Source organism: Streptosporangium sp. 'caverna' (assembly GCF_003203775.1).
In the GTDB taxonomy this organism is placed as follows: domain Bacteria; phylum Actinomycetota; class Actinomycetes; order Streptosporangiales; family Streptosporangiaceae; genus Streptosporangium; species Streptosporangium subroseum.
Genome location: NZ_CP029711.1, coordinates 5643189 through 5661408 on the forward strand (window position 1 = coordinate 5643189; position 18220 = coordinate 5661408).

An 18220-nucleotide genomic window follows, 5' to 3' on the forward strand; every position below is an offset into this window, starting at 1 on the left:
GGAGAGATGAAGCTCAGACCGGAGCAGAGAAAGACGGGACCCGCACCCGCCTGGCGGCGGCTCAGGGTGATCGCACCCGCGATGGCGCTCGCCGTGATCGCCACATCCGCGGGGGCGTCGCCGACGACCGATGCCGCAGCGGCCCCGGCGACGCGTGCCTCATGGCTCACGGGTGAGCCGTTGCCCTGCCAGTCGCCGGGCCGCTCCAAGCCCACGGTCGTCCTGGTGCACGGCGCCTGGGCCGACGCCTCCAGCTGGGACGGCGAGGTGAGATCCCTGCAACAAGCGGGTTATGTCGCGCGGGCCATAGCGAACCCGCTCCGGAACCTCACCACCGACTCCGCGTCCGTCGCCGACTTCCTGAAGACCGTTTCCGGCCCGATCGTGCTCGTCGGACACTCCTACGGAGGCTCGGTGATCACGAACGCCGCCGCGGGCATCCCGAACGTCAAGGCCCTGGTGTACGTCGACGCCGCGGCGCCCGATGTCGGTGAGACCACCGGCGGGCTCAGCGGCGCGGACTCCGCCCTCAACAAGGATCCCGGCTCCCTCTACGACATGGTGTCCTACCCGGGAGCGCCCCAGGGAGCCAAAGACCTCTACCTCAGGCAGAACGTCTTCATCCGTTCGTTCGCCTCGGACCTGCCCCGGAACATCGCCACCCGCCTGTGGGCCACCCAGCGGCCCGCCTCGACCAGCGCGTTCATGACGCCGTCGAAGGCCGCGGCGTGGAAGACGATCCCGTCCTGGTACTTCATCAGCACCGGCGACCGAATCATCGTCCCGTCCTCGGAGTTGTCCATGGCCCACCGGGCGCGCTCGAAAATCACCCGGTTCCCCGGCGGCTCCCACCTGACCTTGATATCGCACCCGGACGCGGTGACATCGGTCATCGGATCCGCGATCTGCTCCATACGATAGGCGGTCCAATTCACGACCTGCTCGAGTTTCGTCACCAATGACTTCGAACGGGCCCGGGTCGTTTCCAATGTCAAGAACCGATATCCCGAGATGATCCAGGCTCCGAGAACGGCGATTAACCAAGGAAGATCTGCGTTCTTCTGTAAGCCGGTGACCAGGCGCGACATGGTCAAGAATTCTTCTCCAAGGATCACTCGGAGCAGGCGGACTGACTCTTCAAATATGCGGTTCACAACCTCGCTATTGGGCTTCAGGTTCCTCGCGTCCCAGCTCTGTGGCCCGTGTGATTTACTGGCAGAGGGGCGAAAGATGAACATTGGACGCCAAATCTCAATCATATCTCGCATCACCTTGTTCACCGGTACGGTGGCCGTCCTGCTGTCCGCGATGCTGGCCACGGTGCTCATGATCGCCATTGACCGGTTCACCCTGGGATATCTCACCAAGGAGGTCGCCGCGGCCGGTGGCCGCGTGGCCATCGAGATGGAGCAGGGGCGGCTGGAATACCCCCTCGCGGAGCACCCGCACCGCAACATCCAGGTCGTCGACTCGCGAGGGGACGTGGTCGCCTCGACCCCGCAGTTGCGGGGCAGGCCGGCCATGACGACGTTCACCCCGGGTAACGCGAACGTCGCCTCCTCCGTCGTGTGCGGCGGGGTCTTTCCTCGCGGCGAATGCAACATCGTGGTCGCGCAGCGGGCCCATCGCGGGGACGAGCGCTGGATCGTCTACGGCTCCTCCCCGACGGTCCCCCCATGGGAGGATCCGCAGCTGACCGCACTGGTAGGAGGAGGCGCGGTGCTGCTCGCCCTGATCATCACCTACCTCGGCAACCGCGTGGCCGCCGCCTCTCTCCGGCCGGTGACCGCCATCCGGACGGAACTCGACGAGATCAACGCGGTCCCTCCCGGCCGCAGGGTGCCGGTACCGCCCACCCGCGATGAGATCCACGATCTGGCCAGAAGCGTCAACGACACGCTGGGCCGGCTGTACACCGCGCTGCAACAGCTGCAGGCCTCGCTGCAACAGCAGCGCCAGATGGTCGCCGACGTCTCCCACGACCTGCGCACTCCGATCACCGCCATACGCGCCGAGGTGGAGGACGCGCTCGTCGCACCCCAGGAGACCAGCGTGACCATGCTGGGCTCGACCATTCTGGGCGGCCTCAACCGCCTACAGGCGATCACGCACGACCTGCTGACCATCGCACGGCTGGACTCCGGGCTACCCGGCGCACGCGAGCCGATCGAGCTGTCCAAGCTTGTCAGCGCGGAGCTGCAGACGCGCCGCCCGACCAAGAGGATCGAATCCACGCTTGAGCCCGATGTGCTGATAACGGGCGACCGGTCACGCCTGACTCGCCTGCTCGCCAACCTCGTCGACAACGCCGAACGGCATGCCGCCACCACCATCGGGGTCACCGTACGACGGCAGCCGGGCGGCGCGTGCGACGACCAACGTTTCCCGGACGGCGCCGCGGTGCTGGAAGTGTCCGACGACGGGCCCGGCATCCCTCCGGACAAGCGCGAACTGGTATTCCAGCGGTTCACCCGGCTGGACGCGGCTCGCAACAAGGACTCGGGGGGCGCGGGGCTGGGTCTGCCGATAGCCCGGCAGATCGCCGAAGCCTCGGGAGGAACCCTCCGCATCGAGGACAGTCCCAGCGGCGCCCGCTTCGTCCTTTACCTGCCGACCACCTCATCCGCGAACGACCATGCCGATGCCGTGTCCCCGTCGTCCCCGTCGTCCCCGTCGTCCCCGTCGTCCCCGTCATCCCTGTCATTCCCGCAGACCCCGCCCCTTCCCTCGGACCCCGGCACCCCGGGCGAGCGCGCCGACTGAGCCGTGCCCTCCCCGCTCGACGCCGATTCACCGCCCGGAGAGAGCCCAGCGCCAGAATCGCAACCGGTCCGCGCCCAGGTGACCCATGGTTTTGGTGAGAAGAAAAAGCACCCGCCCATATCTCACCCAAGAAAAGACAACAAGCGAACAATTTCCTTATTCAGGATAATTCGCTTCATATCCTAGCTTTATAGGACATGACCTCCGGCGATTCCTGTCGGCGGCCTGATCAGAGGAGGAGCTCATGGACCGCAGGCGACATCTGTTGCTCAGCCCGGCACTTCTCGCGGTTCTCGCGCTTGGAACGGCCGTCGGCCCCCAGTCCGCCATCGCCCCGGTTTCCGCGCGGGTGGTGGCGGCGAACATCCCGCAGGGCACCGCCACTACGGCTACCACGGATCCCGAGGCTCCGGACGACAAGCCGAAGGCATACCGGGACGCCTACAGAAAGGGCTACACCGACGCCGGAAAGGACTGCAGCAAGCCGGAGCGTTTCTCTTACAACGGATCGGATTTGGACAGAAAGGGCTGGGTTGACGGTTACAACGCCGGTCATGCCCACCTGTGCGGGAAGACCAGCTGAGTCTCCCCGCCGTCCGTGGCGAGGCGACGGTGTGAGCCGGCGCGTAGCCGTGTTTTCGGCCGGCGAACCGGAGCACCCGGCACCTGGCCGTACGGCCTCGGGTGTGCGTCAGGTGCCGTGGATGCGACGCCCGGTGATCCGCTGCGGGATGATCTTCACGTAGAGCTCGCCGCCCGCCTCGGGCTTCGCCCCCGAGCCCGGCACCGACGGCAGCTCATCCGCGGTGGCGTGGTGGACGGGGCCCTGGATGAGCACGCTCCATCCTCCCGGCCGGGCCTCGTCGATCCGGTCCACCTCAAACCCGATCTTGATTTCGGCGCTTTCCAGACCGGCGCGCAGGTCCTGGTCCATCGGCCCGCCGACCTGGGTGCGGAAGATGACCGCGCCGTCGTGCAGCGCGTAGTCGACCGGGAGCACGGTCGGCCCCGGCGCGCCGACGAACGCGATCCTGCCGATGCCGCCGGGAGCGATGAGACGCATGCACTCCTCCCAGTCGAGCTCCGTCGAAAGGGGCCTGTCGCGACCGAGAGGCTGTTCCACGTCCCCGGCGATGAGATCCGCGCGCGTGGTGTCCAGTGCGTCGGCGAGGTGGGACAGCGTGCCCTCGGTCACGCGGGTGGGGTTGTCCTCGATGTACTCCACCGATCCCGGCGGGATCCCCGTACGGTCGTCGAGTTCCTCGCGCGTCAGGCCGAGACGTTCGCGGTGGAAGGCGACACGCGGGCCGACGTCGCCGGGCTCGGGCGTTATATCGGACATCAACATTCCCTGCTCTCGCTGTGACGGTACGGCTCGCGCCGCAGGCGGGTGAGGTGGGCACCGGCGTGTCTTGGCTCCGGCTCCGTCAGATGAGCCCGAATCGCCCATGCTCCACATGTCCGCCTAGGTCGAGCGATCCGACATGACCGATGTGCCCGCATTCCCGGGACTTACGCCCCTGAATGACTGTGTGGCCCCCCGGCCAGTCCGAGTCCACGACGGGCGTACACGATGCCTGGGCCGGCGGATCAAGCCGGCCGGAGGTCACCCGCCGGGCTCCAGCGGCTCGGATGCACCGTCAGGCAGGCGATCGGTCTCGGCGCGTGTGGCCTGTGTCGGCCATGGCGAGCCCGTCCTGGCCGACGCGCAGGCCGCCCTGAGCGCGGTCGCGGCCGGATTCCCCGCATAACCACACCGTGCCGAGCTCTCAACGGCTCAGCCGCGCCTGATCCGCTGGAAGAAGGAGCGCTTCGCGCGGGGCGGTTCGGGGGCGGGCTTCTCCGTGACGGGGTGGCGGATCCGCCACTCGCCGACGACCTCTTCGGCGTCGAGGGGCGACTGGATGAGCGGCGGGCCGGACAGGGTCTTGCCGTGGCTCTCGCGGATTTTGTCGTTGACGTCCTCGATGATCTTGCGAGCCTCGGCTTCCGTCCGCGCCCCCACCGCCGCCGCCCGGGCCTCCTCGGCCTCCTTGCGCAGGGCGAGCGTCCCCGGCAGCGGGAACGACAGGTTCTCCGCCTGCATCTTCTGCCTGATCCACCACATCTCGTCGTCCGGCCTGCCCTCGCCGGGGAGGGGTTTGCCGGCGCCCGGCAGGTTGTCGAACTCCCCGCGCTCGGTGGCCTCGCGGATCTGCTTGTCGATCCACGTCTCGAAGCTGACTCCAGGTGGTTTGCGGTCCGTCACCGATTCGCCTCCCATACCGCGACTGGCAGCGCCTTCGACGATAATCGCATGGCGCGCCCGAGGTGATCCCCGGGGCCCCGGCCGTTCCTGCTCCGCGACGGATCACGGGGCGAGGAGCCGGTCCGGCTCCTGGGGAGGCGTTCCGTCGTGCCAGGGCAGCACGCTGCCGAAACGGACGAGTTCGCCATACAGCGCCGGGTCGATCCGTTCGGAGAGCACCAGGTCGAGCACGACCTCCGCGGCCTGTGCCGGAGTCCTGGCCTGGCTGAAATCCGTGAACCACGGCCGCGACAGCGGGGTGTCCACCAGCCCCGGGCAGACCGCCGCGATCAGGGTGCCCTCGGGCACGTCGCTCTTCCTGCGCCGCGCCGCGACCGCCCGCACCGCGGCGACCTGGGCCACCTTGGACGGCACGTTGAGCCAGTGCGGCCAGCCCTGTTCCCCGGCCGTCCCGGCATGAATGGCCGCGCGCCAGGACTCGACGGCCCTCTCGACCTCATCGAGCGACGCGCCGTCGAACAGAGGCCGGAGCCGGGGGTTCAGGCGGCCGAGCGTGCCCAGGGAACTGGCCACGACGATCAGCCGTCCGCCGGGGCGCAGCACCGGGCCGAACGATCGCAGCATCGCGTGTGTGCCCCCGTTGGCGACGTCGATGAACTCGTCGGCCTGCTCGGACTGCGACCGGTCCGGGGTGAGCAGGGCGCTCGCGTTGGACACCACGATGTCCACCCCGCCGTGGCGTTCGTGGAGTTCCGCGGCCATCGCGGCCACGGCGCCGGCGTCGGTGACGTCGAGCACCCGGCCCTCCACCCGGCTCCTCGTGCCGGGGGCCTTGACGACGAGTGCGGCGGCGTCCGCGACCCGCTGGGCGTTGCGCCCGGTGAGCAGCACCACGTCGTCCGGGCCCATCCGGGAGGCCATCCCCTCGACGAGCGCGAAGCCGATGCCCTGGTTGGCCCCGGTAACCAGGGCGATACGTGCGGATTTCATGCGGTCCAGATTAGGAAGATGCCGGCCATGCGGCCAGCGAAAGTTATGCACACCTGGTATGCGTAAAAGTCATGGACTTCACGAACGCCTCGCTGACCGCGCTGCGGGTCTTCCGCGAGGTGGCCGAGCGGGGCACGCTCACCTCCGCGGCGGCCGCGCTGGACTACACCCAGTCCGCGGTCTCCCGGCAGATCTCCACCCTCGAACGGGCGGCGGGGGTTCCGTTGCTGGAACGGCGCCACGACGGGGTGCGGCTGACCGCCGCCGGGCACATCGTGCTGCGGCGGGCCACGACCGTGCTCGACCAGATCGACGCCACGGCGCGTGAGCTCGCCGGCCTGCCCGCCGAGGCCGGGACGGTGCGTGTCGGCTGGTTCCCCAGCGCGGGCGCCGTCCTGCTGCCCCGGGCCATCGCCGCGCTGCGCCGCAGCCACCCCGCCATCACGGTCACCTCCCGGGAGGGCAGCACCCCCGCCCTGGTCCGCGCGCTACGGGCCGGCAGGGTGGATCTCGCGCTGCTGGCCTCGGCGCCGCCGTTCCGTCCGCTCGACACCGAGTCCCCTCCGCTGGAACTGCGGACGCTCGCCGAGCGCAGCCTGTGCCTCGCGGTGCCCGCCACCCATCCGCTCGCCCGGCATGACACCGTCGATGTCGCCGACCTGCGCGGTCAGCGCTGGATCGCCGCTCCTTCCTCCGGCGACGAGAATCTGATGGGGGTCTGGCCCGGGCTGGACGAGCGGCCCGAGATCGCGCACACCGCCCGCGACTGGCTGGCCAAGCTGCACCTCGTCGCCGCCGGGTGCGGGCTGACCACCGTGTCCGCCTCGCTGGCGGCCGCCGCGCCCCCGGGAGTGCGGATCGTGGCGGTGCGCGGCGGCCCGCAGGAACAGCGGCGTCTCATCCTGGCGCGGCTCCCGCACCCGCTGACCGAGCCGGTCGCCCGCCTCGCCGACGCCCTGCGCGCCGCGGCGATCGACGTGGGCACACCGGTGTAGCGCCTTCGTTTCCCCGTGGTGGCACCTTCGCGACACGGTGAAGCCGATGGGACCGGTCGCCGCCGGACAGTTCACCAAGCCGTTCAACGATCACGAACCTGAAGAACGCCGAAGCCGGCAACGTCGTCCCGCGAAGACGGGGCTAGGGAGGACGCTGGAAGGTTTCCCCACCGGCCGCATGCTTCTCACGTGGCCGCCGAACGAGGCGGGCCCGGTAAGAGAAGTGGACGATCACACCATGAGCATGAACACGCATTCGGTCGGCGGCCAGGGCCTGGTGACCTCGGTCGAAGGACTCGGCACGATGGGCATGACCGCGATGTACGGCACTCCGGACGACGTGGAGGCCGTCGCCACGGTGCACCGGGCGATCGAGCTCGGTGTGTCGATGTTCGACACGGCGGACATGTACGGCCCGTTCAGCGGTGAGGAGCTGCTGGGACGGGCGGTGTCGGCCCACCGCGACCAGGTTGTGGTGTCCACCAAGGGCGGCGGTGTGACCCTTGACCAGACGGGGAAGATCGTCGGTGGTCCGAACGGCCGGCCCGACTATCTGCGCCGGTCGGTCGAGGGGTCGCTCCGTCGCCTGGGCACGGATTACATTGATCTGTACTACCTGCACCGGGTTGACTCGAAGGTGCCGGTGGAGGAGACCTTCGGCGCCCTGGGGGAGCTGGTCGCCGAAGGGAAGCTGCGCTACCTGGGGATCAGCGAGGCGTCGGCGGAGAGCATCCGCGCGGCCCACTCCGCCGCCCCGCTCTCCGCGGTGCAGACGGAGTACTCTCTGTTCACGCGCACGGTGGAGTCCAACGGGGTGCTGGACACCGTGCGGGAGCTGGGCATCGGGTTCGTGGCGTACTCACCCCTGGGGCGCGGGTTCCTCACCGGTGGGCTGCGGTCGGTGGAGGGGCTGCCGGAGGGGGACTTCCGCCGCACGGCCCCCCGCTTCCAGGGGGAGAGTCTGGAGCACAACCTCCGGCTGGTCGACAAGGTCCGGACCATCGCCGAGAATCGTGGTGTCATGCCTGGTCAGTTGGCGCTGGCGTGGGTGCTCGCGCAGGGTGTGACCGCGATCCCCGGCACCAAGCGCCGGGTCTACCTGGAAGACAACGTCGCCGCGGCAGACCTCGTGCTGGACGCCGAGACGCTCATGGCGCTGGACGAGGCGGTTCCGGCCGGCGCCGTGGCGGGCGAGCGTTACACGCCGGTCGCGATGAGTGCGATTCAGGAGTGAGTGCATCGTGAAACACGGCGACGTGGGCAGTTTTCTGAGGGCCCGCCGGGAGGTGCTGCGGCCGGCGGATGTCGGGCTCGTGCCCGGCGGACGCCGGCGCACGCCCGGCCTGCGCCGTTCCGAGGTCGCGTTGCTGGCCGATGTGTCCGTGGACTACTACGAGCGGCTGGAGCAGTCCCGCAACGCCAGACCCTCCAAGGCGCTGCTGGCGAGCCTGGCCCGGGCACTGCGGCTGTCGGTGGACGAGCGCGATCATCTCTATCACCTGGCGGGCTATCCGCCGCCCCGGTTGGGCGCGTCCGGCGGTTATGTCGACCCGGCGATGATGTTCCTGCTCGACGCGCTGACCACGGTGCCCGCGCACGTCGTCGACGACCTGACCAACATGCTCGCGCAGAATCGGCTCAGTCACGCGCTCCTCGGCCCATGGGTGCACGGCGGCGACCGCGCGGGCAACGTGACCTGGCGCTGGTTCACCGATCCGGCGTCGCGGGCCCTCAACGTTCCCGAGGAGTACGAGGCGATCGGGCGTGGTTACGCGGCGGACCTGCGCGCCGCCGCCGCTCACCGTGGCCGGGACGCCGTCAGCGACCAGCTCATCGCGGATCTGACCGAGGCCAGCGAGGAGTTCCGCCGCTACTGGGACGACATGGAGGTCACGCCCCTGCGGTCCACTCTCAAAACACTGGTCCACCCGCAGGCCGGGCGGTTGGACGTGCAGTGCGATTTTGTGCTCAGTTCCACCACCGGGCACCGCTTGGTGATCTTCCGCCCCCAGCCCGGGTCGACCACCGCGGAGAATTTCGAGTTTCTGGACGTTCTCGGCCGGCAGTCCTTCGAAGGCTGACCGCCATCGCATCGGTGCTCGCCACGACCCGCGTGGCGCGGCCGGTCGTTGCCGCGCCACGTTCGACCGATCGCGTCCAGGTCGGCCGGGAAGGGTTCTCGTCGAGGACCCTCGGGTTCGGCCGGGCTCTCAGGTGAAGCGTTCTATCGTGACGGGAATCAGTCCCTGCTCGCGGATCGTCTGCCGGTGGTGGTGGAGCAGCGCCCCGATGGCGGAGATCGGGCCGGCGCCCAGGTGCACGGTCACGTCGAGGCACCAGGCGATGCCCGGCCCGATCCGGCGCAGCTCCCAGGTGAGGGTGTGGCCGGCGGTGGTCGCCGTCGCCGTGCCGATCACGCGCGCCTCCGGATCCGCCGGGTCGCCGACCGGTTCCAGCCTCAGGACCGGCCACAGGTTCGCCAGGCCGCGCTCGCCGAACTCCCCGGCGAACAGGATGCGGTAGAGGCGCGTCCCGCCACCTGGTTCGCCGGATATGGAGCCCAGGTCCAGCGGGGCGGCGGCGGGCAGCGGCTGGCGGTCGCGGAAGAAGGTGCGGATGGCCGCCTCATGCGGCAGTTCGCCCCCGCCGAGCATCGTGTAGGCGGTTCCGGCGTCGCGGCGGCTCACCGCGGCCACCCGCTCCCGCAGCGTCGCATCGGTGCGGATGGCTCGGCTCGACGCCGGAGAACCGCGCCAGGCGCCGGTGGCCGGCGTCCACTCGACACCGTCGATACCGGCCGCGGTGTAGTCGTCGCACAGGAGGAACTCCTCGACCAGGATTCCCGACGGCGGTGCTCCACGGCCCCGGTCCCCTGCGGTGGCGAAGATCAGGTAGTAGTCCAGCGGCGGATCGGCCCTCAGCAGGGCGTCCGGTCGCGTCACCCCTGCCGGTCCAGGCGAATCGCCCCGGTGGGACAGACGCTCGCGGCCTCCCGGACGGCCGCGTGCAGCGGCTCGGCCGGGGCCGGGTCCAGCAGCAGGACGATGCCGTCGTCCTCCCCCTGGTCGAACACCTGCGGGACGAGCAGTACGCACTGACCCGCTCCGCAGCACAGGTCGCGGTCAACGGCCACATCCATAGTCGTTCTTTCCTTTTCGAGGTCGTCGGGCCGGCGTGAGGCCGAGACCCGGTGTGATCAAGGTGTGGAGGTGACCGGGGCCAGCCACAGCCCGACGATCGCGTCGATCAACCCGACCGCCGTCGCCTCCCAGGTGGCCCGCCCCGGCGCGGTGCCCTCGTGCAGGGCGCGCTCCCGCTCGGCCAGCATGTGCACGATCAGCAGCCGGCTCATGTCACCGCGTTCGCGTCTGATCTCCTCGGGCAGGTCCGGCACCAGCCGGAACAGCCCCTCGAGGTTCTGCCGCATCGAAGGGGTGGCGATCACCTCGGCGATGACGATCTGGCGGAACGCGGGCTCGGTGTCCGCCTGCGCGACGAATCTGGCATGCCAGGTGGGGCTCCCCAGGGACGCCAGGTGGTCGATGGTCGGGCGCACCAGGCAGGAGACCCATTCGCGCAGGTCGGACGAGCCCTTGATCTCGGCCAGCAGTTCCATGCGCCGCCGTTCCTTCGCCGCCGTGTGGCGGTGCGCGATCTCCCGCACGAGGTCTGCCTTGGTGCCGAAGTGGTAGCCCACCGCGTAGTTGTTGGACTGTCCGGCCGCCTCGCCGATCTGACGGTTGGAGACCATCGCGATGCCGTGCTCGGCGAACAGCCGCTCGGCGGTGGTGAGAATCGCCTCGCGGGTCTCCCGCCCGCGCTCGGGCCTGGTCTGGGAAGCGGCCACGGTCACCAGCTCACGGGGAGCCGCTGAAGCCCGCCGACCAGAAGCCCTTCGCGGCGGGCGAGGGTGTCGGCGGGTACGGCCAGATCCAGGGTGGGCACCCTGCGCAGCAGCACCTTCAGCACCGCCTGCAGCTCGGTCCGGGCCAGTGCCTGGCCCAGGCAGGAGTGCGGGCCGACGCCGAAGGCCAGGTGGGCGTTGGGCGTGCGGTGCAGGTCCATGGCATCGGCGTGCTCGAACGCGCTCTCGTCGCGATTGGCCGCGGCCATGCTGCAGACCACCGTCGTGCCGCGTGGCAGCGTCCGTCCGGCCACCTCGACGTCCTCGGTCAGATAGCGCGGTATCCCGAACCCCGGGTTGGCGTCAAACCGCAGCACCTCCTCCACCGCCGGGCGAACCAGCGTGGGGTCGGCGCGCAGGCGGTCCCAGCGCGACCGGTCGGCCAGGAGCATCGCCGCCATCTTACCGATCATGTTCGCCGTCGTCTCGTGCCCGGCGACCAGCAGTCCCTGGCCGGTGCCCAGCACCACCGACTCCGTCAGGCGCCCGTCGGCGGCGTCGACGATCGTGATGAGCTCGCTGAGCAGGTCTTCACCGGGATCGGCGCGCCTGGCGGCGATGTGGGCGACGAAGTATTCGGCGAACTCGGCCTGCGCGGCGTCGATCTGCGCCTGGCTGAACTTCGTCATGCTGAGCATTGTGTCCGACCAGTACGCGAACCTGTCGCGATCGGCGTCCGGCACACCGAGCAGATCGCAGATCACCCACACCGGCAGCGGGAAGCCCAGGCCGCGCACCAGGTCGGCGGGAGAGCCCCGCTCCAGCATCTCCTCGACGAGCTGCTCGGCCATCGCCTCGATCCGTGGCTGCATGGCCAGGACTCGCTTGGCGGTGAAGGCCCTGCCGACCAGGCGCCGCCACTGCTGATGGCCCTCCCCGCTCCCGCTCGCCATGCTCGAGCGGCGGCTGCCGAACACCCCGCCGGACTCGTTGGCGGTGACCCTGGCGGCGCCTTCGGCGTCGAGCTGCCGGGTGAACCGAGGGTCCGACAGCACCTGCTTGACGTCCTCGTAGCGGGTCAGCAGCAGTGCCTCGTCGCCGCTGGCCAGACGGATCGGGGCCACCGGGCAGCCCTGGCGCAACGCCGCCCACTCCTCGGGCGGCTCCAGCGCCGTCGGGTTGCGGAAGGGGTACTCCTGCGTGCCGGACTCACTCATCAGCATCTCCTACGCCGGGGGCACCTCCATTTAAGCCACGTGACTTATTCAAGTCAATGACCGGCGGGCCCCCCATGACCGGCCGAGCACGGTCCGGAAGCGGGAGGGCGTCCCCCGCGTGCGGTGGTTCAGCCGGCGGCGGTGTCGCGGATCCGGCCGTGGGCGTCGTGCGGGAGATCGGCGTAGTGCCACTGGTGGTCGCGGGCGTGCTTGCAGGCCGTCTCCAGGTCGCCGAGCTCGATCGCCTCCAGCAGCGCGGCATGGTCGCGGGCGATGTCGCCCAGGTCCACGTTGGTCGCGAGCATCGTGACCGACGTGCGCGCCTCGATCTGCAGGCCCTCCCACGAGAGCCTGAGCAGCTCGTTTCTGGCGGCCTCGACGATGTGACGGTGGAAGGACACGCTTGCCCGCGCCGAGGCCTCGCCGTCACCCTCGGCGGCCGCGGCGACCATCGCCTCCACCTCCGACCGGAGCGCCTCCACCGGAACGGTCCCGGCGAGCAGGGCCAGGCGGACGGCCGTCTCCTCCAGTGCGGCCCGTACGACGTAGCTCTCCCGGAGCGTCTCGTGGACGAAGGGGCGCACGAAGGTGCCCCGGCGCGGCTGGGTCTCCACCAGCCGCATGACCTCCAGCTCGCGCAGCGCCTCGCGGACGGGCGCCTGGCTCGTGCCGTACGTCGCCGCGAGCCGCGTCTCCACCAGCCGCTCGCCGGGCCTGAACTGGCCGGAGACGATCCGGCCGACCAGTGAGTCGCGGATCTGCCGCGACAGCGTCAGCCGCGGCAGCATGGAGGGCTCTTCGGTCATGGGGCGCATCCTACCGAGTGTCGATCCACGTTTATCGATCTCCCCCTTGACGCCGGAACAGGGCCCGAAATACGGTGCCGATAATCAATTATCGATAGTTAACCCCGCTGTAACGGAATGAGCCAGGGAGTCCCTGACGTGATGATCCAGGCGGTCCACCTGCCCGAGTCCGCCGAGGCCGTGGCCGTCCACTCCGCGAGGGGCGGCTGGATCATGGGCGGCGGCACCGTCGTGATGCCGCTGGTCAACAGCGGGGCCGCGACCCGGAGCGAGCTGGTCAGCCTGCGCAGGGCGGGGCTGGCGGGCATCGAGGTCCGCGACGGCGTGGCCCGGATCGGCGCGGCGGCTCCCCTGTCCTCCGTCGAGGAACACCCCGAGCTCGCCTTCCTCCGCCCGGCGCTGCGCACGATCGCCTCCCCCACGATCCGCAACCTGGCGACCGTGGGCGGCAACCTGTTCGTCGCGCAGCCGTACGGTGACCTGGCCGTCTGCCTGCTCGCCCTCGACGCGACGTGCGAGATCGCCGGGCCGGACGGGCGGCGCGACGCCCCGGTGGCCGAGGTGCTCGCCTCGGGGATCGCCGAGGGCGAGTTCGTCACGGCGGTGGTGACGGCACTGCCCGAACCGGAAACCTGGTACTACCACAAGGCCATGCGCCGCAAGCTGAACTCGGCGTCCATCGTGACCGTCGCCTCCGTGACCCGCACCGCGGACGGCGTGGTGACCTCGACCAGGATCGCCCTCGGCGGCGTCGCCCCCCGCCCGGTACGCGCGGTCTCGGCCGAGCGGCTGCTGCGAGACCGCCCGCTGAGCCCCGAGGTCCTGACCGAGGCCGGGCAGGCCGCCCGCGCCGACACCGCGCCCTTCGACGACGCCTACGCCAGCGCGTGGTACCGGGCGCGCGTCCTGCCCGTGCACCTGCGCCGGGCCTTCGTCGGCCGGTGACCCCGCACCCGTCCCCGAAACCACCCGGTCAAGGCCCGGAGACATCCACCGGTCGTTCACCGCACGCGCCCATCCACCAGAAAGGGCCGGACCATGCCGTCACAGATCGTCTCGCTCGTCGTCAACGGCGAGCCCAGGGAGTTCATCGCCAGGCCGGGAGTCACGCTCCTGGCGGTCCTGCGTGAGGCGCTGGGGCTCACCGCGGCCAAGCGCGGCTGCGCGCAGGGAAGCTGCGGCACCTGCACCGTGCTGGTCGACGACCGGCCCGCGCCCGCGTGCCTGATCGCCGTGGAGACGGTCGCGGACTGCTCGGTCCGCACGCTGGAGGGAGTGGCCGTCGGCGGGAACCTCGACGAGGTGCAGAGCTCCTTCGTCGACAACTTCGCCACCCAGTGCGGGTTCTGCACGGCAGGCATGATCATGGTCGCGGAGGCCCTGCTGGATCGCGATCCCGATCCGAGCGAGGAGGACGTGGCCGAGGCGATCTCGGGCAACGTCTGCCGGTGCACCGGCTACCGGCCCATCATGATCGCCATTCTGGACGCGGCCAGGCGCAGGCGCGGAGAGGGCGCCGAGGGCACCGCGCCGGTGGAAGAGGCGGTGTCGCGATGACCTACCGGCTCGCCCCCATCGACAAGAGTCCCTTCGCCGCGGAACGCGAGGACGACTTCACCGTCATCGGCTCCGTCGTCCAGCGCTCCGACGCGCGCGGGCACGTCACCGGACGGACCGAGTTCTTCGAGGACGTCGCCCCGCCCGGGCTGCTGCACCTGAAGATGCACCGCTCGGCCCGCCACCACGCCAGGATCCGGGGCGTCGATCTGACCGAGGCCCTCGCGGTGCCCGGCGTCACACGGATCCTCACCCACGCCGACATCCCGAACAACCTCTACACCCCGCTCAAGCTGATCGGCGTCGAACCTGACGACGAGCCCATCCTGGCCGTGGACAAGGTCCGCTACCTCGGCGAGCCGATCTGCGCCGTGGTCGCCGAGTCCGAGGCGGCGGCCCTGGAGGGCGCGGCCCGGGTCAAAATCGACTACGAGGACCTGCCGGCGGTCTTCGACGTCGAGGAGGCCCTGGCGGAGGGAGCGCCACTGGTCAACGAGTACCACGGCCGGAACTTCTTCACGTACGAGGGACACCACTGCCGGCGGATCCGCTTCGGCGACGTGGAGAAGGCGTTCGAGCAGGCCGCCCACGTCTTCGAATGGCGCTACGAATCCGCGCCGATCGAACAGGCCCCCACGGAGACCACCGGCTGCGTGGTGATCCCGCAGGCGGACGGCCGGCTGCGCATCCACTCCGACACCCAGGCGTGCTTCTTCACCCTCGACAACACCGCGCTGATCCTGGGGGTCCCGTTCAACAAGCTGCGCATCGTCGGCGGGACGGTCGGCGGCGGCTTCGGCGGCAAGGTCGACGTCATCGTCGAACCGGTCGCCTGCGTGGCCGCCATGATGACCGATCGCCCGGTCAAGTTCGTCTACAACCGGTACGAGGAGATGCAGGTCTCCTCGCCGCGCGCGGCCGAGCGCATCTACATCAAGGACGCCGTGATGGACGACGGCCGGATCATCGGCCGCAAGGTCACCCTGTACGTCGACTCCGGCGCCTACGCCCGGCACACCCCGTACGGCACCACCAAGGCCGCCGCCCACATGCCCGGGCCGTACTCGATCCCGAACGTGTGGGCCGACTGCCACTGCGTGTTCACCAACCGCACGCCGTCCAGCGCCATGCGCGGGTTCGGCGTGACCATCGGCGACTTCGCGCTGGAGTCGCAGATGGACCGGGTCGCCAGGGCGCTGTCCATGGATCCGCTCCAGCTACGCCTCCTCAACGCCTACCGCGACGGGGACCTCAAGGCCCACCGCAAGGTCGCCGAGGGAACGGCCCTGGTCGAAGTGGTCCAGAAGGCCGCGGAGATGGTCGGGCACGAGCTGCCCGAGGCCTACCGCCGCATGTCCTCCACAACGCGAGAAGGGTTGTAGGCCATGGCCAAGCTGCGCGGGCGCGGGTACGCCTCGGTGAACTATCCGACCGGCATGAACCTCGGCGGCGACCCCTCACAGGCGCTGATCCACTCCACCACCACGGGCACGTTCGTGATCACGCTGTCCTCGGTGGACCTCGGTCAGGGAATCAAGACGATCGCCGCGCAGTGCGCGGCCGAGACGCTCGGCCTGCCGATCGAGAACGTCCTGGTCGACACCGCCGACACCGACACCGGCCCGCACTGCATGGGAACCTTCGCCAGCCGGGGCACCCACCGCGTCGGCAACGCCGTCATCATGGCGGCGGCCGAGGCGCGCGGCGTGATGCTGGAGGTCGCCGCCGAGGAGCTGGAGGTCGACGCCGCGGACCTGGAGACCGACGGCACCGGCTTCATCAAGCTGAAGGGCTCGGACGAGAAGAGCATCCACATCACCGACCTGGCGCTCGCCGCGCACTTCAAACACGGCCGCACGATCTCCGGGCGCGGCATCTTCCTCAAGGAGCCGAGCACTCCGGTGCCCGAGACGGGAGAGATGGACCCCGACTCGTGCCAGGCGCACGCGTGCACGGCCGCCTTCGTCGAGGTGGACGACGAGACCGGGGTGGTCGAGGTGCTGGAGCTGTACAACGTCTACGAGATCGGCCGGGCGCTCAACCCGGCCATGGCGACCCAGCAGGTCGAGGGCGGAGCCTGGATGGGCCTGTCGCACGCCCTGTTCGAGACCACCGAGCCCTACTATCCGCGGCGCGACCACGGCCCCCGGGACTTCGCCGAATATCTCATGCCCGGCCCTGCCGACATTCCCGTGCAGCACAGCCTGTTCCTGGAACGCCCGGCGGGCAACGGCCCCTACGGTGCCAAGGGCATCGGCGAGATGACCGCCAACGCGCCGATTCCGGCCATCGCCAACGCCGTCTTCGACGCCTGCGGCGTACGTCTCACGGCGATGCCCTTCACCCCCGAACGTGTCCTGCGCGGGCTGGACGCCCTGCGCGGGACCGCCTGAAAACCCGCTGAAGACAAAGGAATCGGATCACCATGTTGAAAGTCGTGTCACTGCTCAAGCGCGCGGAGAACATATCCCACGAGGAGTTCGCGAAGTGGGTCGTGGAGGAGCACATCGAGTTCGCCAAGAAGCTTCCCGGACTGCGTAAGTACACGGTGAGCGTCAGCAACGGCGAGGACGCGCCGTACGACTCGGTGAACGAGCTCTACTTCGACGACGAGGACGCCCGGGTCGCCGCCTTCGGCTCCGAGCACGGCAAGGCCGCCGCGGCCGACGCCGCCGCGCACACCGCCCAGCGGGTCCACCTGCTCACGACCGAGCACGCGCAACTGTGACACCCGGCAGGCCCTTCGCGGCACCCGGCGACTCCTCCATGGCGCCCGGTGAATCCTCCGTGGCGTCTGCCGGCCCCCCCGTGACGCCCGGCGGATCCTTCGCGGCACCCGGGGGCTCCTCCGTGGCGTCCAGCGGGTCCTCCGTGGCACCCGGGAGCTCCTCCGTGGCGCCCGGCGGGTCCTCCGTGGCGCCGGCTCTCCTGGACGAGCGCGAGCTCGCCGCGACGCTCGAACGGGAGGGGTACTTCGCCGACGAAGGGCTCTGCACGGCCATCCACCTGGCGCTGCGGCTGAACCGGCCGCTGCTGCTGGAGGGAGAACCGGGCGTCGGGAAGACCGAGGTCGCCTCGGTGCTCTCGCGCGTCGTCGGCCGTGACCTCATCCGGCTCCAGTGCTTCGAGGGGCTGGACGCCGGGCAGACGCTGTACGAGTGGGACTATCCCAAGCAGCTCCTGCAGGTCCGGGTGGCGGAGAGCCGCGGCCAGGAGGTCGGCGACCTCTACCGCGAGGAGTTCCTGCTGAGGCGGCCTCTGCTCCGCGCCCTCGAGGCCGCCCAGGGCGCGGTCCTGCTGATCGACGAGATCGACCGCGCCGACAGCGAGTTCGAGGCGTTCCTCCTGGAGTTCCTGGGCGACTTCCAGATCACCGTCCCGGAGCTGGGCACCGTCCGGGCGCGTACCCCGCCGATCGTGGTGCTGACCTCCAACCGGACCCGCGAACTGCACGACGCGCTCAAGCGGCGGTGCCTCTACCACTGGATCGCCTTCCCCGAGGTCGATCGCGAGCGGGCGATCCTGCGCGCGGCCGTACCCGGCCTGGAGGAGCGGGCGGCGGAGGGGCTGGTGCGCGCCGTTCAGCGGGTACGCGGATTGCCGCTGCTCAAGCGGCCCGGCATCGCCGAGTCGGTGGAGTGGGCCCGGGGCGCGACGGCCCTGGCCGAGGGCGGCAGCCCGTGGCCCGTGGCGCTGCGCCGCGCTCTCGGCCTGCTCATCAAGGACGAGGAGGACACCCGGCTGCTCCTCGGGCACGCGGAGGAGCTGTTCGGCGATGCCTGAACCTGTTCTTGCCGCAG

20 protein-coding genes are annotated in these 18220 nt (G+C 70.1%); 12 read left to right on the forward strand and 8 right to left on the reverse strand.

Going from position 1 to position 18220, the window contains the following annotated elements:
• Positions 1–6: 6 nt before the first annotated feature.
• The 3 genes from DKM19_RS25025 (at position 7) to DKM19_RS25035 (ending at position 3346) form a co-directional block, all read left to right on the forward strand.
• The gene (locus DKM19_RS25025) at positions 7–921 is read left to right on the forward strand and encodes an alpha/beta hydrolase (RefSeq protein WP_204359001.1); all 915 of its coding nucleotides are present in this window, start codon (positions 7–9) and stop codon (positions 919–921) included.
• A gap of 309 nt (positions 922–1230) precedes the next feature.
• Positions 1231–2763: a HAMP domain-containing sensor histidine kinase gene (locus DKM19_RS25030; protein ID WP_162641727.1), complete on the forward strand. Its 1533-nt coding sequence runs from the start codon at positions 1231–1233 to the stop codon at positions 2761–2763.
• Positions 2764–3007: 244 nt separating this feature from the next.
• The gene (locus tag DKM19_RS25035; RefSeq protein WP_110698855.1) at positions 3008–3346 is read left to right on the forward strand and encodes a hypothetical protein; all 339 of its coding nucleotides are present in this window, start codon (positions 3008–3010) and stop codon (positions 3344–3346) included.
• Positions 3347–3454: 108 nt separating this feature from the next.
• Here DKM19_RS25035 and DKM19_RS25040 read toward each other — a convergent pair whose 3' ends face one another.
• The 3 genes from DKM19_RS25040 to DKM19_RS25050 form a co-directional block, all read right to left on the reverse strand.
• Entirely contained in the window at positions 3455–4105 is a 651-nt protein-coding gene (locus tag DKM19_RS25040; protein ID WP_110698856.1) for a pyridoxamine 5'-phosphate oxidase family protein, read from the reverse strand.
• A 435-nt stretch (positions 4106–4540) separates the two neighbouring features.
• Positions 4541–5011: a DUF1992 domain-containing protein gene (locus DKM19_RS25045; protein WP_110705958.1), complete on the reverse strand. Its 471-nt coding sequence runs from the start codon at positions 5009–5011 to the stop codon at positions 4541–4543.
• 102 nt (positions 5012–5113) lie between these two features.
• Entirely contained in the window at positions 5114–6001 is an 888-nt protein-coding gene (locus DKM19_RS25050) for an SDR family NAD(P)-dependent oxidoreductase (protein WP_110698857.1), read from the reverse strand.
• A gap of 71 nt (positions 6002–6072) precedes the next feature.
• On the opposite strand from DKM19_RS25050, the gene DKM19_RS25055 reads away from it, so the two are divergent.
• The 3 genes from DKM19_RS25055 to DKM19_RS25065 all read left to right on the forward strand — a co-directional run bounded on the left by DKM19_RS25055 (position 6073) and on the right by DKM19_RS25065 (position 9077).
• Positions 6073–6996, forward strand: coding sequence for a LysR family transcriptional regulator (locus DKM19_RS25055; RefSeq protein ID WP_110698858.1), 924 nt, complete (start codon positions 6073–6075; stop codon positions 6994–6996).
• A gap of 238 nt (positions 6997–7234) precedes the next feature.
• The gene (locus DKM19_RS25060; protein ID WP_369990393.1) at positions 7235–8230 is read left to right on the forward strand and encodes an aldo/keto reductase; all 996 of its coding nucleotides are present in this window, start codon (positions 7235–7237) and stop codon (positions 8228–8230) included.
• Positions 8231–8237: 7 nt separating this feature from the next.
• Positions 8238–9077, forward strand: coding sequence for a helix-turn-helix domain-containing protein (locus tag DKM19_RS25065; RefSeq protein ID WP_110698859.1), 840 nt, complete (start codon positions 8238–8240; stop codon positions 9075–9077).
• Between the two features lie 129 nt (positions 9078–9206).
• Here DKM19_RS25065 and DKM19_RS25070 read toward each other — a convergent pair whose 3' ends face one another.
• From DKM19_RS25070 to DKM19_RS25090, 5 genes are all read right to left on the reverse strand, one after another.
• Positions 9207–9938 (reverse strand): hypothetical protein, encoded by a 732-nt coding sequence (locus DKM19_RS25070; RefSeq protein WP_110698860.1) that lies wholly within the window; start codon positions 9936–9938, stop codon positions 9207–9209.
• Complete coding sequence (locus tag DKM19_RS25075; RefSeq protein ID WP_110698861.1) at positions 9935–10135, reverse strand: ferredoxin; 201 nt, start codon at positions 10133–10135, stop codon at positions 9935–9937. Before DKM19_RS25075 ends, DKM19_RS25070 begins: the two co-directional genes overlap by 4 nt.
• 57 nt (positions 10136–10192) lie before the next feature.
• On the reverse strand, positions 10193–10843 hold the full coding sequence (locus DKM19_RS25080; RefSeq protein ID WP_369990400.1) for a TetR/AcrR family transcriptional regulator: 651 nt from the start codon (positions 10841–10843) through the stop codon (positions 10193–10195).
• Positions 10844–10845: 2 nt separating this feature from the next.
• The gene (locus DKM19_RS25085) at positions 10846–12057 is read right to left on the reverse strand and encodes a cytochrome P450 (protein ID WP_204359002.1); all 1212 of its coding nucleotides are present in this window, start codon (positions 12055–12057) and stop codon (positions 10846–10848) included.
• A 128-nt stretch (positions 12058–12185) separates the two neighbouring features.
• Positions 12186–12863, reverse strand: a complete 678-nt coding sequence (locus tag DKM19_RS25090; protein ID WP_162641729.1) for a GntR family transcriptional regulator — start codon at positions 12861–12863, stop codon at positions 12186–12188.
• Between the two features lie 141 nt (positions 12864–13004).
• On the opposite strand from DKM19_RS25090, the gene DKM19_RS25095 reads away from it, so the two are divergent.
• The 6 genes from DKM19_RS25095 to DKM19_RS25120 all read left to right on the forward strand — a co-directional run bounded on the left by DKM19_RS25095 (position 13005) and on the right by DKM19_RS25120 (position 18203).
• The gene (locus DKM19_RS25095) at positions 13005–13808 is read left to right on the forward strand and encodes a xanthine dehydrogenase family protein subunit M (protein ID WP_239514475.1); all 804 of its coding nucleotides are present in this window, start codon (positions 13005–13007) and stop codon (positions 13806–13808) included.
• A 93-nt stretch (positions 13809–13901) separates the two neighbouring features.
• Positions 13902–14420: a (2Fe-2S)-binding protein gene (locus DKM19_RS25100; RefSeq protein ID WP_110698866.1), complete on the forward strand. Its 519-nt coding sequence runs from the start codon at positions 13902–13904 to the stop codon at positions 14418–14420.
• A complete protein-coding gene (locus DKM19_RS53065) occupies positions 14417–15802 on the forward strand; it encodes a xanthine dehydrogenase family protein molybdopterin-binding subunit (protein WP_110698867.1) in 1386 nt (461 codons plus the stop codon). Before DKM19_RS25100 ends, DKM19_RS53065 begins: the two co-directional genes overlap by 4 nt.
• A 3-nt stretch (positions 15803–15805) precedes the next feature.
• Positions 15806–16813 carry a xanthine dehydrogenase family protein molybdopterin-binding subunit gene (locus DKM19_RS53070; RefSeq protein ID WP_110698868.1) on the forward strand — a complete coding sequence of 336 codons (1008 nt, stop codon included), beginning with the start codon at positions 15806–15808 and terminating at the stop codon, positions 16811–16813.
• Between the two features lie 32 nt (positions 16814–16845).
• Complete coding sequence (locus DKM19_RS25115; RefSeq protein WP_110698869.1) at positions 16846–17148, forward strand: EthD family reductase; 303 nt, start codon at positions 16846–16848, stop codon at positions 17146–17148.
• A gap of 185 nt (positions 17149–17333) precedes the next feature.
• The gene (locus tag DKM19_RS25120; RefSeq protein WP_239514411.1) at positions 17334–18203 is read left to right on the forward strand and encodes a MoxR family ATPase; all 870 of its coding nucleotides are present in this window, start codon (positions 17334–17336) and stop codon (positions 18201–18203) included.
• Positions 18204–18220: the final 17 nt, after the last annotated feature.

What these genes read in the sequence shown, in the direction of transcription:
- DKM19_RS25030 (WP_162641727.1), top strand. Translation starts at nt 1,231, where the DNA reads ATGAACATTGGACGCCAAATCTCAATCATATCTCGCATCACCTTGTTC.
- DKM19_RS25090 (WP_162641729.1), bottom strand. Translation starts at nt 12,863, where the DNA reads ATGACCGAAGAGCCCTCCATGCTGCCGCGGCTGACGCTGTCGCGGCAG.
- DKM19_RS25085 (WP_204359002.1), bottom strand. Translation starts at nt 12,057, where the DNA reads ATGAGTGAGTCCGGCACGCAGGAGTACCCCTTCCGCAACCCGACGGCG.
- DKM19_RS25115 (WP_110698869.1), top strand. Translation starts at nt 16,846, where the DNA reads ATGTTGAAAGTCGTGTCACTGCTCAAGCGCGCGGAGAACATATCCCAC.
- DKM19_RS25100 (WP_110698866.1), top strand. Translation starts at nt 13,902, where the DNA reads ATGCCGTCACAGATCGTCTCGCTCGTCGTCAACGGCGAGCCCAGGGAG.
- DKM19_RS25095 (WP_239514475.1), top strand. Translation starts at nt 13,005, where the DNA reads ATGATCCAGGCGGTCCACCTGCCCGAGTCCGCCGAGGCCGTGGCCGTC.
- DKM19_RS53070 (WP_110698868.1), top strand. Translation starts at nt 15,806, where the DNA reads ATGGCCAAGCTGCGCGGGCGCGGGTACGCCTCGGTGAACTATCCGACC.
- DKM19_RS25075 (WP_110698861.1), bottom strand. Translation starts at nt 10,135, where the DNA reads ATGGATGTGGCCGTTGACCGCGACCTGTGCTGCGGAGCGGGTCAGTGC.
- DKM19_RS25055 (WP_110698858.1), top strand. Translation starts at nt 6,073, where the DNA reads ATGGACTTCACGAACGCCTCGCTGACCGCGCTGCGGGTCTTCCGCGAG.
- DKM19_RS25040 (WP_110698856.1), bottom strand. Translation starts at nt 4,105, where the DNA reads ATGTCCGATATAACGCCCGAGCCCGGCGACGTCGGCCCGCGTGTCGCC.
- DKM19_RS25060 (WP_369990393.1), top strand. Translation starts at nt 7,235, where the DNA reads ATGAGCATGAACACGCATTCGGTCGGCGGCCAGGGCCTGGTGACCTCG.
- DKM19_RS25035 (WP_110698855.1), top strand. Translation starts at nt 3,008, where the DNA reads ATGGACCGCAGGCGACATCTGTTGCTCAGCCCGGCACTTCTCGCGGTT.
- DKM19_RS25025 (WP_204359001.1), top strand. Translation starts at nt 7, where the DNA reads ATGAAGCTCAGACCGGAGCAGAGAAAGACGGGACCCGCACCCGCCTGG.
- DKM19_RS53065 (WP_110698867.1), top strand. Translation starts at nt 14,417, where the DNA reads ATGACCTACCGGCTCGCCCCCATCGACAAGAGTCCCTTCGCCGCGGAA.
- DKM19_RS25050 (WP_110698857.1), bottom strand. Translation starts at nt 6,001, where the DNA reads ATGAAATCCGCACGTATCGCCCTGGTTACCGGGGCCAACCAGGGCATC.